Source organism: Streptomyces roseolus, from assembly GCF_014649855.1.
GTDB lineage: Bacteria > Actinomycetota > Actinomycetes > Streptomycetales > Streptomycetaceae > Streptomyces > Streptomyces roseolus.
In genome coordinates, this window is record NZ_BMTV01000012.1 from 182541 (window position 1) to 195770 (window position 13230).

Genomic DNA, 13230 nt, shown 5'->3' on the forward strand with positions numbered 1-13230 from the left:
CGGCCGGACCCCGCCCCCGGCCGGGAGCCCCGCACGGAGTCGGCGCCGCCGCGGCCGACCCGCCACGTGACCCACCCCACCCCCCACGCCCCGCGTGGAGCCGGGACAATGGGCGCGTGATCACTTCGCCGCCACGAAGCGCCAACGGCAACGGCGCCGGCACCGGGACCGCGGGGAGCCGTCGGTCCCCCGAGCCGACGCCGTACGTCGACCTCACCCGCGCCGAGTGGAGCGCCCTGCGCGACAAGACGCCGCTGCCGCTGACCGCCGACGAGGTCGAGCGGCTCCAGGGGCTCGGCGACGTCATCGACCTCGACGAGGTGCGGGACGTGTACCTGCCGCTGTCGCGGCTGCTCAACCTCTACGTGCAGGCCACCAGCGGGCTGCGCGGGGCGCTGAACACCTTCCTCGGGGAGAAGGCGGAGCAGCGCGGCACGCCGTTCGTCATAGGGGTCGCCGGGTCGGTCGCGGTCGGGAAGTCGACCGTGGCGCGACTCCTCGAAGCGCTGCTCGCGCGGTGGCCCGAGCACCCCCGGGTGCAGCGGATCACCACCGACGGGTTCCTCTATCCGATGGAGGAGCTGAAGGCGCGCGGGCTGATGTCGCGGAAGGGCTTCCCCGAGTCGTACGACCGGCGGGCCCTGACCCGGTTCGTCGCCGACGTGAAGGCGGGCAAGGACGAGGTCTCCGCGCCCGTCTACTCGCACCTGATCTACGACCGGGTGCCGGGCGAGCGGCTCGTGGTGAGCCGGCCCGACATCCTCATCGTCGAGGGGCTGAACGTCCTCCAGCCGGCGCTGCCCGGCAAGGACGGCCGGACCCGGGTCGGCCTCGCCGACTACTTCGACTTCTCCGTGTACGTGGACGCCCGCGCCGAGGACATCGAGGGCTGGTACCTCAACCGCTTCCGGAAGCTGCGCGAGACCGCGTTCCAGGACCCGTCCTCGTACTTCCGCCGCTGGACGCAGGTCTCCGAGGAGGAGGCGCTGGAGTACGCCCGCACGATGTGGCGGACCGTCAACAAGGTGAACCTCCTGGAGAACGTGGCGCCGACGCGCGGCCGGGCGACGCTCGTGATCCGCAAGGGCCCGGACCACAAGGTGCAGCGGCTGAGCCTGCGGAAGCTCTGAGCCTCCGTAAGCTCGGACCATGCTGCACCTTCGGATGATCGTTCCCTCGGACCGCACCGAGGCCGTGGCCGGACTGATCGAGTCGACCGTCGGCACCACCCACCTGGTGGTGCTGCCGGGAGCCGCCCGCGACCCTTCCGGGGACGTCGTGATGTGCGACGTGGCCCGCGAGGCCGGGGACGAACTCCTCCACGGGCTGCGGGAGCTGAAGCTCGATCAGGACGGGGCGATCGCCGTCGAGGACATCGACCTGACGATGTCGGAGCGGGCCGACGCGGCCGAGGAGGACGCCCCCGGCGAGGGCGCCGACGCGGTGCTCTGGGAGCAGCTGGCGACCTCGACGCACGAGGAGTCGACGCTCTCCGTCACCTATCTCGCCTTCATGCTGCTCGCGACGATGATCGCGGCCTGCGGCGTCGTCCTGGACAACGCGATCCTGATCGTGGGCGCGATGGCGGTCGGCCCGGAGTTCGGCCCGCTCGCCGGGGTGTGCACGGCGATCGTGAAGCGGGCCCCGCGGCTCGCGGTCCGCTCGCTGGTCGCGCTGCTCGTCGGCTTCCTCGCGGCGATCCTGGTGACGACGCTGTTCAGCCTGCTGATGGACCGGCTCGGCCTGTTCAGCGTGGAGCGGCTGGACGCCGAACGGCCGCAGACCTCCTTCATCTGGCAGCCGGACCCGTTCTCCTTCGTGGTGGCCCTGCTCGCGGGCGCGGCCGGCACCCTCTCGCTGACCTCGTCGAAGGCGGGGGCCCTGGTGGGCGTGGCGATCTCGGTGACGACCGTCCCGGCGGCGGCGAACGCGGCGGTGGCGCTCAGCTACGGCGAGGTCGGCCAGACCTGGGGCTCGGTCGAGCAGCTGCTGCTCAACCTGCTGGGGATCATGCTGGCGGGGACCCTGACGCTGTTCGTGCAGAAGTGGCTGTGGGACACCCAGCGCGGCAAGCTCAGGCGCCGGCTGCGGAAGGGCTGAAGCCGGGGGTACGGCGAAGGGCCCCGCCGCACCGGAGTGCGCGGGGCCCTTCGCCTGTCCTCACCCGTACGGCCTAGCCCAGCGCGGACTTCACGACGTCGGCGAGGCGCTGCGCGACCGAGCGGGCCTGCTCGATGTCGGCGGCCTCGACCATGACGCGGACCAGCGGCTCCGTGCCGGAGGAGCGGAGCAGCACCCGGCCGGTGGAGCCCAGCTCGTGCTCGGCGTCGGTGACGGCGGCGGCGAGCTCGCCGGAGGTGGCGACGCGGGACTTGTCGACGTCCTTGACGTTGATCAGGATCTGCGGCAGCCGCTCCATGACGGAGGCCAGCTCGGCGAGGGACTTGCCGGTGGCGGCGACCCGGGCGGCCAGCATGAGGCCGGTGAGGGTGCCGTCGCCGGTGGTGGCGTGGTCGAGCACGATGACGTGCCCGGACTGCTCGCCGCCGAGGGCGTAGCCGTGCTCCTTCATGGACTCCAGGACGTAGCGGTCGCCGACCGCGGTCTGGAGGAGGGTGAGTCCCTCGCGCTCCATGGCGAGCTTGAAGCCCAGGTTGGACATGACGGTGGCGACGACGGTGTCGCCGCGCAGGGTGCCGGCCTCGCGCATGGCGAGGGCGAGCACGGCGAGGATCTGGTCGCCGTCCACCTCCGCGCCGGTGTGGTCGACGGCGAGGCAGCGGTCGGCGTCGCCGTCGTGGGCGATGCCGAGGTCGGCGCCGTGCTCGACGACGGCGGCCTTGAGGAGCTCCAGGTGGGTGGAACCGCAGCCGTCGTTGATGTTGAGGCCGTCGGGGCTCGCGCCGATGGTGACGACCTGGGCGCCGGCGCGGCTGAAGGCCTCGGGCGAGACGCGGGCGGCGGCGCCGTGGGCCTCGTCGAGGACGATCTTCAGGCCGTCGAGGCGGTTGGGCAGCACGCCGAGGAGGTGGGCGACGTAGGTCTCGAAGCCCTCGGTGTAGTCGCGGACGCGGCCGACGCCGGCCCCGGTCGGGCGGTCCCAGGGGGCGCCGGTGCGGTGCTCCTCGTAGACGGCCTCGATCTTGTCCTCCAGGTCGTCGGCGAGCTTGTGGCCGCCGCGGGCGAAGAACTTGATGCCGTTGTCGGGCATGGCGTTGTGGCTGGCGGAGAGCATCACGCCGAGGTCGGCGCCGAGGACGCCGGTGAGGTGGGCGACGGCCGGGGTCGGCAGGACGCCGACGCGCAGCACGTCGACACCGGCGCTGGCGAGACCGGCGACGACCGCGGCCTCCAGGAACTCTCCGGACGCCCGCGGGTCCCGTCCGACCACGGCCGTCGGCCGATGGCCCTCGAAGGTCCCCGCTTCGGCGAGCACGTGCGCCGCCGCGACCGACAGGCCGAGCGCGAGCTCCGCCGTCAGGTCGGCGTTGGCTACGCCGCGTACGCCGTCGGTGCCGAAGAGTCGTCCCACAGCTGTCCTCCGAAAATGCGTGCCCAAAAGACTGGAAGGTGAAAAAGGTTAAGAAAAAACGCACGCCCCGACGGCACGCGCAGTGCGCCGGGGCGTACGTACAAGCAGTGCGGGCAGGCGATTAACGCTTGCTGTACTGCGGGGCCTTGCGGGCCTTCTTGAGACCGGCCTTCTTCCGCTCGACCGCGCGGTCGTCACGGGAGAGGAAGCCGGCCTTCTTCAGCGCCGGGCGGTTGTTCTCGACGTCGGCCTCGTTCAGGGCACGGGCCACGCCGAGGCGCAGGGCGCCGGCCTGGCCGGAGACACCGCCACCCGCGATGCGGGCGATGACGTCGTAGCGGTTGTCGAGCTCGAGCACCTTGAAGGGCTCGTTGACTTCCTGCTGGTGGACCTTGTTCGGGAAGTAGTCCTCGAGCGTGCGCCCGTTGATCTTCCACTTGCCGGTGCCCGGGACGATCCGGACGCGGGCGATGGCGTTCTTGCGACGGCCCAGGCCGGCGGCCGGCTGCGGGTCGCCGAAGCGGGACGCGAGGGACTCGGAGGTGTAGTCACCCTCGACGATCTCGGTCTCGGTGGTGTACTCCTCGACGCCCTCGAACTCGTCGACGGGGGTCTCGGGGGTGGTCTCGGCCACGATGCTCCTCAGATTTCTTTCGTTCTTAGGGGGTGTGGCCGGAATTACTGCGCGACCTGGGTGATCTCGTACGGAACCGGCTGCTGGGCGGCGTGCGGGTGGTTCTCGCCCGCGTAGACCTTCAGCTTCGAGAGCATCTGGCGGCCCAGCGTGTTCTTCGGGATCATGCCCTTGATGGCCTTCTCGACGGCCTTCTCGGGGTTCTTGTCGAGCAGCTCGTCGTAACGGACCGAGCGCAGACCACCCGGGAAGCCGGAGTGGCGGTACGCCATCTTCTGGGTCTTCTTGTTGCCGGACAGGTGGACCTTGTCGGCGTTGATGATGATGACGAAGTCGCCCATGTCCATGTGGGGGGCGTAGACCGGCTTGTGCTTGCCTCGCAGGAGGTTCGCGGCCGTGGTCGCCAGACGGCCCAGGACGATGTCCTGCGCGTCGATGATGTGCCACTGGCGAGTGACATCGCCGGGCTTGGGGCTGTACGTACGCACTTCGTAGCCTTCGCTTCTTCAGTGGATGGAGTCCAGACACACCTGAAGCGATCATGCAGCTGGGGCCTGCACTGCCGGGTCATCGCCCGTATGCGAGCCACTGGTAACTGCTCCAGGGAACCTGCGCAAGGCCCCTCCGCGTGAGAACGACGAAGCCAATACGCATAACAAACGGCAACAGTACCCGCGCCACCCCCGGCGGGTCAAAATGCCGCGGGCCCCCGCTCAGCGGGCCCCTCGACCCTCCGCCAGGTCCTCGACTCCGCTCGGACGGGGCCCCCGCCTCGTCCCGCACCGCCCCCGCACGGCTCGGCCCCCGGGGCCCCGGCTTCGGCCGGCCGCGCCGGACTCCGTCCGCCGACGGCGGGCGGGCCCGTCCGGCGTGCCGGCCACGCCGACCGCCCGGACCGCCCCGCCCCGCCGACCGCCCCGGGTCACCGCGCCCGCTCGACCCTCCGCTCGTCCCACACCGGCTCGCTCGTCTCCCGCACGACGCCGTCCGAGCCGAAGACCAGGTAGCGGTCGAAGCTCTTGGCGAACCAGCGGTCGTGGGTGACGGCCAGGACCGTGCCCTCGTACGACTCCAGGCCGTCCTGGAGGGCCTCCGCGGACTCCAGGTCCAGATTGTCCGTCGGCTCGTCGAGGAGCAGCGCGGTCGTGCCGGCCAGCTCCAGGAGCAGGATCTGGAAGCGGGCCTGCTGGCCGCCGGAGAGCTTGTCGAAGGACTGGTCGCCCTGGCGCTCCAGCTCGTACCGCCGCAGCATCGACATCGCCGCGCCCCGGTCCTTGGCGTGCTCCGTCCACAGGATGTCGACGAGCGGCCGCCCGGCGAGCTCGGGGTGGGCGTGGGTCTGCGCGAAGTGCCCGGGGACGACCCGCGCGCCCAGCTTCCACAGGCCCGTGTGCGCCACCGACCCGTCCCCGGCGAGCAGCCGCAGGAAGTGCGACTTCCCGGAGCCGTTCGAGCCCAGGACGGCGACCCGCTCCCCGTAGAAGATCTCCAGCGAGAAGGGCTTCATCAGCCCGGTGAGCTCGAGGTTCTCGCAGGTCACGGCGCGGACGCCGGTACGGCCGCCGCGCAGCCGCATCCGGATGTCCTGCTCGCGCGGCGGCTCCGGCGGCGGGCCCGCCTCCTCGAACTTCCGCAGCCGGGTCTGCGCCGCCGCGTACCGCGACGCCATCTCGTGGCTGACCGCCGCCGCCTGCCGCAGGTTGACGACCAGCTTCTTCAGCTGCGCGTGCTTCTCCTCCCAGCGCCGCTTCAGCTCCTCGAAGCGGGCGAACCGCTCCCGCCGCGCCTCGTGGAAGGTGTCGAAGCCGCCGCCGTGCACCCACACGTCGGAGCCGGCCGCGCCGGGCTCCACCGCGATGATCTTCTGCGCGGCCCGGGAGAGCAGCTCCCGGTCGTGGGAGATGAAGAGCACGGTCTTGCGGGTCTCCCGCAGCCGCTCCTCCAGCCAGCGCTTGCCGGGGACGTCCAGGTAGTTGTCCGGCTCGTCGAGGAGCAGCACCTCGTCGGTGCCGCGCAGCAGCGACTCCAGGACCAGCCGCTTCTGCTCGCCGCCGGAGAGCGTCCGCACCTGCCGGAACTGCGCCTTGTCGTACGGCACGCCGAGCGCGGCCATGGTGCAGATGTCCCACAGCGTCTCGGCCTCGTAGCCCTGCACCTCGGCCCAGTCGGCGAGGGCCTGCGCGTACTTCATCTGCGCGGCCCCGTCGTCGACGGTCATGATCAGGTGCTCGGCCTCGTCGACGGCCTTCGCGGCCTCCCGGATCCGCGGGTGCGCCACGGAGACCAGCAGGTCGCGGACGGTCGACTCGTCCCGTACGGAGCCGATGAACTGCGGCATCACGCCGAGCCCGCCGCTGACGGTGACGGAGCCGCCGTGCGGCTGGAGGTCTCCCGCGATCATCCGCAGGAGGGTGGTCTTGCCGGCGCCGTTGGCCCCGACGAGGGCGACGACGGCCCCCTCCCCCACCCGGAAGGAGGCGTCCCCGAGCAGGACCCTCCCGTCGGGAAGGTAGTACTCCAGATGCGCGGCCTCGACATGTCCCATGAGGTGCATTGTCACCGCCCGCGTCCGCTTCTCCCAAGCGGTTTAGGATGCGCGGCATGAGCTTTGGGGGACCGCAGTGGCCGCAGGAGCCGCAGCGACAGGGGCAGCAGGGGTACGGACGGCAGCAGGGGTACGGGTACCCGCCGCAGCAGCAGCCGGGACCGGCCTACGGACAGCAGCAGCCACCGCAGCAGCCGCACGGGTACGGCTACCCGCCGCCGCAGGACCCGTTCCCGGGCGGGCCGGGCGGACCGGGCGGGCCCGGCGACGGCACCCCTGACTGGGGCGCCCTCGCGGAGGCCTCCGAGGCCGGCAGCCGGCGCAAGCGCAGGCTGCTGATCGCCGGCGGCGTCGTCGCCACCCTGGCCGTGGGCGCGCTCGTCGCGACCGCCGTCGTCGTCACGAACAAGAAGAACGACGAGGCCAAGAACGGCGACCCGACCCCCACGGGCCCCGTCACCGCGACGGCCTCCCCCACCCCGGCGCCGACCTTCTCCTCCGTGGCCCCGCCGCCCCCGCCGGACCCGAAGGACTACATCACCGACCCGAAGAAGGACACGGCGCCGCTGACCGCCGAGGGCCTCTTCCCCGGCACGAAGCTCACCATGTTCGGCCGCCCGTACAAGAAGGGCGCGACCTCGGCGTCGAAGAACTGCGCCTCGGTCACCACCGGCGGGCTCGGCCCGGTCCTGCAGAAGAACGGCTGCGAGCGCGTGCTGCGCGCCACCTACGTCAAGGACGGCGTGGCGATCACCGTCGGCGTGGCCGTCTTCCCCTCCGAGAAGGCGGCCCTGGCCGCGAAGAAGCAGGCCACCGGCGGCATCGCGCCGCTCGCCGGCAAGGGCGTCGGCACCTTCTGCCACGCCACCGTCTGCCTGCGCCGCGCCAACTCGGTCGGCCGCTACGCCTACTTCACCCAGGCCGGCTTCACGAACGGCAAGAAGGTCACCACCAAGGACAAGCCGGTCTTCCAGGCCAGCGACGACCTCGGCACCTTCGTCTTCAACCAGATCTACGCCCGCGGCAAGAGCCAGGCGAAGGCGGCGGCCGCCGCCTCGGCCCCGCCGCGCTGATCGACCCGGCCCGGCGGCCTCAGCAGCAGCCGGCGACGCCCGGCAGGGTCCGCTTGTTGCGGGCCTCGCGGCTGCGCGCGGCCAGCTGGTCGTCGGCCGGGTAGCCGACCTCCTCGAGGGTGAGGCCGTGCGGGCGTACGACGTGGACGGCGGAGTCCCGCACGCCGGCGGCCAGCACCTTCCCCGGCCACTCCACCGGCCGGTGCCCGTCGCCGACGAAGAGCAGCGCACCGACCAGCGAGCGGACCATGTTGTGGCAGAAGGCGTCGGCCTTGACCGTGGCCTCCATGATCCCGTCGGGCCGCCGCTCCCAGCGCAGTTCCTGGAGGGTGCGGATGGTCGTCGCGCCCTCGCGCTTCTTGCAGTACGCGGCGAAGTCGTGCTCGCCGACGAGCGCGGCCGCCGCCTCGTTCATGGCGTCCATGTCGAGCGTCCAGTCGTGCCACAGGACGTGCCCGCGCAGCAGCGGGTCGACGCCGCCGGGGTGGTCGGTGACCCGGTAGGCGTACCGCCGCCAGACCGCCGAGAAACGGGCGTTGAAGCCCGCGGGGGCCTCGGCCACGCTCCAGACCCGGACGTCGTGCGGGAGCCGTCCCGCGAGCCGCCGCAGCAGCTTCTCGCGGTGCTCCTGCCACAGCCCCTCCGGCAGGTCCACGTGGGCGACCTGGCCGCGCGCGTGCACCCCGGCGTCGGTGCGGCCCGCGACGGTCAGCTCGAACGTCTCCGGGGACCGCGTCACGGTCTTCAGCGCGTCCTCGATCTCGCCCTGCACCGTCCGCTGCCCGCGGGCCTGCTTGGCCCACCCGGAGAAGTCCCGGCCGTCGTACGAAAGGTCGAGCCGTACCCGTACGAACCCGGGCTGCACGTCATCACTCACCAGAAAATCCTCTCAGACACACGGGAACGGGCCCGCACCCCAGGGGGTACGGGCCCGTCCGCGAGAAACGTCGCGGGAACGCTTACGCGTCCTTCGCCTCGTCCTCGGTCGCCTCGACGGCGGCGGCCTCGTCGGCCTCCTTGACGGCGCGCTTGGTGGCGGCCTCGGCCTCGGCGACGGTCGCCTTCTTGGCGATCTCGCCCTCGACCAGCTCGATCACGGCCATCGGGGCGTTGTCGCCACGACGGTTGCCGATCTTGGTGATGCGGGTGTAGCCACCCGGACGCTCCGAGTAGCGCGGGGCGATCTCGGTGAAGAGGGTGTGGACGATGCCCTTGTCGGTGATCGTCTGCAGCACCAGGCGACGGTTGTGGATGTCGCCCTTCTTCGCCTTGGTGATCAGGCGCTCGGCGACGGGACGCAGACGGCGGGCCTTGGCCTCGGTCGTCGTGATGCGGCCGTGCTCGAACAGCGACTTCGCCAGGTTGGCGAGCAGCAGCTTCTCGTGAGCGGCGGAACCGCCGAGGCGGGCACCCTTCGCGGGACGCGGCATGGTGTTTCTCCTTGTGATCTGCACCGGCCGTATGAGGTACCGGTGTCAGTATCCGAGCAGGCGGTTACCTGTCGGAGACCGGGGCTCGCGCCCCGGGAAGGGGCGCGGGGAACTGCGCGGTCGAGCACAACTCACCCGCACCCGAGTACGGACCGTGAGGCCCGAGCTCTTAGTACTGCTCGGTCTCGACGAAGCCCGCGTCCGCGTCGTCGTCGGCGCCGAAGGCGTCCGCGGCGGCGGTCGGGTCGAATCCGGGCGGGCTGTCCTTGAGGGCCAGGCCCATGCCGGCCAGCTTCGCCTTGACCTCGTCGATCGACTTCGCACCGAAGTTGCGGATGTCGAGCAGGTCGGCCTCGGAGCGCGCCACGAGCTCACCCACGGAGTGGATGCCCTCGCGCTTGAGGCAGTTGTAGGAGCGGACGGTGAGCTCCAGCTCCTCGATCGGCAGCGCGAGGTCGGCGGCCAGGGCGGCGTCCGTCGGGGACGGGCCCATGTCGATGCCCTCGGCGTCGATGTTCAGCTCGCGGGCGAGACCGAACAGCTCGACCAGGGTCTTGCCGGCGGACGCCATGGCGTCGCGCGGGCGCATGGCCTGCTTGGTCTCGACGTCGACGATGAGCTTGTCGAAGTCGGTGCGCTGCTCGACTCGGGTCGCCTCGACCTTGTAGGTGACCTTGAGGACCGGCGAGTAGATGGAGTCGACCGGGATGCGGCCGATCTCCTGGCCCACCTGCTTGTTCTGGACGGCGGAGACGTAGCCGCGACCGCGCTCGACGGTCAGCTCCATCTCCAGCTTGCCCTTGGCGTTCAGGGTCGCCAGGACGAGGTCGGGGTTGTGCACCTCGACACCGGCCGGGGGCGCGATGTCGGCGGCGGTGACCAGACCCGGACCCTGCTTGCGCAGGTACATCACGACCGGCTCGTCGTGCTCCGAGGAGACGACCAGCTGCTTGATGTTGAGGATGAGGTCGGTGACGTCCTCCTTGACGCCCGGCACGGTGGTGAACTCGTGCAGGACGCCGTCGATCCGGATGCTGGTGACAGCGGCGCCCGGGATCGAGGAGAGGAGGGTGCGGCGGAGCGAGTTGCCGAGGGTGTAGCCGAAGCCCGGCTCCAGCGGCTCGATGACGAACCGGGAGCGGAACTCGTCGACGACCTCTTCGGTCAGCGAAGGACGCTGAGCGATAAGCATGTCTGTGATTCCTTCAGTCGTGGACGCCCACTATTTGACGCCCGACAGCCACCGGGCGGCACCCGGTGGTGTTACAGCTACAAGGGTACGGGCGGTACGCCCCCGAAAGGGGACGCACCGCCCGGAAGCCCAGGTCAAGCAGGCGACGCGTCAGACGCGGCGGCGCTTGGGGGGACGGCAGCCGTTGTGCGGCGTGGGGGTGACGTCCTGGATCGAGCCGACCTCGAGGCCGGTGGCCTGGAGGGAGCGGATCGCGGTCTCACGGCCGGAGCCGGGACCCTTGACGAAGACGTCGACCTTGCGCATGCCGTGCTCCTGCGCGCGGCGGGCGGCCGACTCGGCGGCCATCTGCGCGGCGAAGGGGGTGGACTTGCGCGAGCCCTTGAAGCCGACGTGGCCGGCGGAGGCCCAGGAGATCACGTTGCCCGAGGGGTCCGTGATCGAGACGATCGTGTTGTTGAACGTGCTCTTGATGTGCGCGTGGCCGTGAGCGACGTTCTTCTTTTCCTTGCGGCGCACCTTCTTGGCAGCGCCCTGACGTCCCTTGGGGGGCATCTCTTACTCCTACGGGAGGTGGTCGGTCCTACAGCGAAGACCGCTTGGTCAAGCGTCCGCTGAGGACTACTTCTTGCCCGGCTTCTTCTTGCCGGCGATGGCGCGACGCGGGCCCTTGCGGGTACGAGCGTTCGTGCTGGTGCGCTGACCGCGGACGGGCAGGCCACGACGGTGGCGGAGGCCCTGGTAGCAGCCGATCTCGACCTTGCGGCGGATGTCGGCGGCGATCTCGCGGCGGAGGTCACCCTCGGTCTGGAGGTTGGCGTCCACGTACTCGCGGATCTTGACGAGGTCTTCCTCGGCAAGGTCGCGGACACGGGTGGACGGGTTCACGCCGGTCGCGGCGAGGATCTCCTCGGACCGGGTACGCCCGATGCCGAAGACGTAGGTGAGTGCGACCACCACACGCTTTTCGCGCGGGATGTCAACACCGGAAACGCGTGCCATTCAATGGCTCCTGTGTTCTCGGGGGTCTGCCGCAGAACCGTTCCCGGCTGCCGTATGAGGTACAGGTCGGGTCCCCGGCCCCCGCCGGAGGTGCCGTCAACCGTGGATCACGGCCGGACGGGCTCTGCGTATGTACGTGTTGCTATGCGTCGCGCGAAGAACTGCGAAATTGCAGGTCGGTCGGCGTGCGTCAGCCCTGGCGCTGCTTGTGGCGCAGGTTGTCGCAGATGACCATGACCCGGCCGTGACGGCGGATCACCTTGCACTTGTCGCAGATCTTCTTGACGCTCGGCTTGACCTTCATGGGATGTGAGGTTCTCCGGGTCAGTGCCACCACCCGCACGGAAGGCGGGTGCGGGCAAGATCTACTTGTATCGGTAGACGATCCGGCCACGCGTCAGGTCGTACGGAGACAGCTCCACGACGACCCGGTCGTCCGGGAGGATGCGGATGTAGTGCATGCGCATCTTGCCGGAGATGTGCGCGAGGACCTTGTGACCGTTCTGGAGTTCCACCTTGAACATGGCGTTCGGGAGGGACTCGATCACGGTGCCCTCGATCTCGATGGCACCTTGCTTCTTGGCCACGCTTCGCCTTTCGAATCGGCTACCTTGATCGACTCCCATTCCCCGGTGCGGACACACGGGTACACGAGAGCCGACGCATCAGTCTACGTCAGGCCCCTGGAAAAGACGAATCCGGGGAGTTTGCCCAACGCCGAAGATCATTACTCCGCCGGAACGGAGCGCGCCCGGCGCCGACGCCACGCGGCGACGGTTCCGGGCCGGGCGGTCACGCCAGCGGGGCAGCCCTGCCTCACGCGCCGCTCGCGGGCTCGGCGCGGGGCGCCTCGCAAGCTTCGCGCCGCTGCGGCGGACGCCGTCCGCCGGGACGGGGCGCGCCCGGCGCCGACGCCACGCGGCGACGGTTCCGGGCCGGCGGTCAGGCCAGCGGGTCCGGGGCGGCCGTGACGCCCAGCTCCGCCAGCTTCGCCTTGCCGCCGTCGACCGCGGTCAGGACCAGGGGGCCCTCCTCCGTGAGGGCGACGCTGTGCTCCCAGTGGGAGGACCAGGTGCCGTCGGTGGAGACGACCGTCCAGTCGTCCGCGAGGACCTCCGTGTGCGGCGTGCCGAGGGAGACCATGGGCTCGATGGCCAGGCAGAGGCCGGGGACCAGCTTCGGGCCCTTGCCGCGCTTGCGGGAGACGTAGTTCAGCAGGTGCGGGTCCATGTGCATCTCGGTGCCGATGCCGTGGCCGCCGTAGTCCTCGACGATGCCGTACTTCCCCAGGCTGTGGTCGCCCACGGCCGGCCGCGGCTGGCGCTTGATGTACGACTCGATCGCCTTCGAGATGTCGACCAGGCGCCCGCCCACCCGCATCGCGGCGATGCCGGCCCACATCGACTCCTCGGTCACCCGGGAGAGCTCGATCAGCTCCGGGGCGTGACCGGTGCCGACGAAGGCGGTGTACGCCGCGTCGCCGTGCCAGCCGTCGACGATCGCGCCGGCGTCGATCGAGATGATGTCGCCGTCCTTGAGGACGGTCTTCTCGTCGGGGATGCCGTGGACCACGACCTCGTTGACCGAGGTGCAGATGGTCGCGGGGAAGCCGCCGTACCCGAGGAAGTTCGACTTCGCCCCGTGGTCGGCGATCACCTTGCGCGCGACCTCGTCCAGGTCCTTCGTCGTGGCGCCCGGCACGGCCGCCTCGCGCGTCGCCGCGTGGATGGCGGCGACGACCAGCCCCGCCTCGCGCATCTTCGCGATCTGCTCGGGGGTCTTGATCTGCACCATCGTGACGGGGGCCTTTCCTTGCGCGTAC

The 13230-nt window shown here is 70.8% G+C and carries 15 protein-coding genes; 3 read left to right on the plus strand and 12 right to left on the minus strand.

Going from position 1 to position 13230, the window contains the following annotated elements; genetic code table 11:
* Positions 1-116 precede the first annotated feature (116 nt).
* Both coaA and IE245_RS16815 read left to right on the plus strand, forming a co-directional pair.
* Complete coding sequence (gene coaA, locus IE245_RS16810) at positions 117-1130, plus strand: type I pantothenate kinase (protein ID WP_189948213.1); 1014 nt, start codon at positions 117-119, stop codon at positions 1128-1130.
* Positions 1131-1149: 19 nt separating this feature from the next.
* A complete protein-coding gene (locus tag IE245_RS16815) occupies positions 1150-2100 on the plus strand; it encodes a DUF389 domain-containing protein (protein ID WP_189948215.1) in 951 nt (316 codons plus the stop codon).
* Positions 2101-2173: 73 nt separating this feature from the next.
* Here IE245_RS16815 and glmM read toward each other — a convergent pair whose 3' ends face one another.
* The 4 genes from glmM to IE245_RS16835 form a co-directional block, all read right to left on the minus strand.
* On the minus strand, positions 2174-3532 hold the full coding sequence (gene glmM, locus IE245_RS16820; protein ID WP_189948217.1) for a phosphoglucosamine mutase: 1359 nt from the start codon (positions 3530-3532) through the stop codon (positions 2174-2176).
* Positions 3533-3653: 121 nt separating this feature from the next.
* Positions 3654-4166, minus strand: coding sequence for a 30S ribosomal protein S9 (rpsI, locus tag IE245_RS16825; protein ID WP_030750225.1), 513 nt, complete (start codon positions 4164-4166; stop codon positions 3654-3656).
* 44 nt (positions 4167-4210) lie between these two features.
* On the minus strand, positions 4211-4654 hold the full coding sequence (rplM, locus tag IE245_RS16830) for a 50S ribosomal protein L13 (protein ID WP_189948219.1): 444 nt from the start codon (positions 4652-4654) through the stop codon (positions 4211-4213).
* A 434-nt stretch (positions 4655-5088) separates the two neighbouring features.
* Positions 5089-6711 (minus strand): ABC-F family ATP-binding cassette domain-containing protein, encoded by a 1623-nt coding sequence (locus IE245_RS16835; RefSeq protein WP_189948222.1) that lies wholly within the window; start codon positions 6709-6711, stop codon positions 5089-5091.
* 56 nt (positions 6712-6767) lie between these two features.
* On the opposite strand from IE245_RS16835, the gene IE245_RS16840 reads away from it, so the two are divergent.
* Positions 6768-7784: a hypothetical protein gene (locus IE245_RS16840; protein WP_189948224.1), complete on the plus strand. Its 1017-nt coding sequence runs from the start codon at positions 6768-6770 to the stop codon at positions 7782-7784.
* Between the two features lie 19 nt (positions 7785-7803).
* On the opposite strand, the gene truA is transcribed toward IE245_RS16840, so the two are convergent.
* From truA to map, 8 genes are all read right to left on the minus strand, one after another.
* Complete coding sequence (truA, locus tag IE245_RS16845) at positions 7804-8661, minus strand: tRNA pseudouridine(38-40) synthase TruA (protein ID WP_189948227.1); 858 nt, start codon at positions 8659-8661, stop codon at positions 7804-7806.
* A gap of 82 nt (positions 8662-8743) precedes the next feature.
* Entirely contained in the window at positions 8744-9214 is a 471-nt protein-coding gene (rplQ, locus tag IE245_RS16850) for a 50S ribosomal protein L17 (RefSeq protein ID WP_031012120.1), read from the minus strand.
* A 169-nt stretch (positions 9215-9383) separates the two neighbouring features.
* Positions 9384-10406: a DNA-directed RNA polymerase subunit alpha gene (locus tag IE245_RS16855; RefSeq protein WP_004946635.1), complete on the minus strand. Its 1023-nt coding sequence runs from the start codon at positions 10404-10406 to the stop codon at positions 9384-9386.
* A gap of 150 nt (positions 10407-10556) precedes the next feature.
* Positions 10557-10961 carry a 30S ribosomal protein S11 gene (gene rpsK / locus IE245_RS16860; RefSeq protein WP_003956432.1) on the minus strand — a complete coding sequence of 135 codons (405 nt, stop codon included), beginning with the start codon at positions 10959-10961 and terminating at the stop codon, positions 10557-10559.
* 66 nt (positions 10962-11027) lie between these two features.
* Positions 11028-11408 (minus strand): 30S ribosomal protein S13, encoded by a 381-nt coding sequence (gene rpsM, locus IE245_RS16865; RefSeq protein WP_015035595.1) that lies wholly within the window; start codon positions 11406-11408, stop codon positions 11028-11030.
* 190 nt (positions 11409-11598) lie between these two features.
* On the minus strand, positions 11599-11712 hold the full coding sequence (gene rpmJ, locus IE245_RS16870; protein ID WP_003956441.1) for a 50S ribosomal protein L36: 114 nt from the start codon (positions 11710-11712) through the stop codon (positions 11599-11601).
* Between the two features lie 61 nt (positions 11713-11773).
* A complete protein-coding gene (infA, locus tag IE245_RS16875) occupies positions 11774-11995 on the minus strand; it encodes a translation initiation factor IF-1 (protein WP_003956442.1) in 222 nt (73 codons plus the stop codon).
* A 355-nt stretch (positions 11996-12350) separates the two neighbouring features.
* Entirely contained in the window at positions 12351-13202 is an 852-nt protein-coding gene (gene map, locus IE245_RS16880) for a type I methionyl aminopeptidase (protein WP_189948229.1), read from the minus strand.
* Between the last annotated feature and the right edge of the window lie 28 nt (positions 13203-13230).

Coding starts and splice junctions, on each gene's coding strand:
- IE245_RS16855 (WP_004946635.1), bottom strand. CDS start 10,406: ATGCTTATCGCTCAGCGTCCTTCGCTGACCGAAGAGGTCGTCGACGAG.
- IE245_RS16815 (WP_189948215.1), top strand. CDS start 1,150: ATGCTGCACCTTCGGATGATCGTTCCCTCGGACCGCACCGAGGCCGTG.
- rplQ (WP_031012120.1), bottom strand. CDS start 9,214: ATGCCGCGTCCCGCGAAGGGTGCCCGCCTCGGCGGTTCCGCCGCTCAC.
- rpmJ (WP_003956441.1), bottom strand. CDS start 11,712: ATGAAGGTCAAGCCGAGCGTCAAGAAGATCTGCGACAAGTGCAAGGTG.
- IE245_RS16835 (WP_189948222.1), bottom strand. CDS start 6,711: ATGGGACATGTCGAGGCCGCGCATCTGGAGTACTACCTTCCCGACGGG.
- map (WP_189948229.1), bottom strand. CDS start 13,202: ATGGTGCAGATCAAGACCCCCGAGCAGATCGCGAAGATGCGCGAGGCG.
- rpsK (WP_003956432.1), bottom strand. CDS start 10,961: ATGCCCCCCAAGGGACGTCAGGGCGCTGCCAAGAAGGTGCGCCGCAAG.
- IE245_RS16840 (WP_189948224.1), top strand. CDS start 6,768: ATGAGCTTTGGGGGACCGCAGTGGCCGCAGGAGCCGCAGCGACAGGGG.
- rpsM (WP_015035595.1), bottom strand. CDS start 11,408: ATGGCACGCGTTTCCGGTGTTGACATCCCGCGCGAAAAGCGTGTGGTG.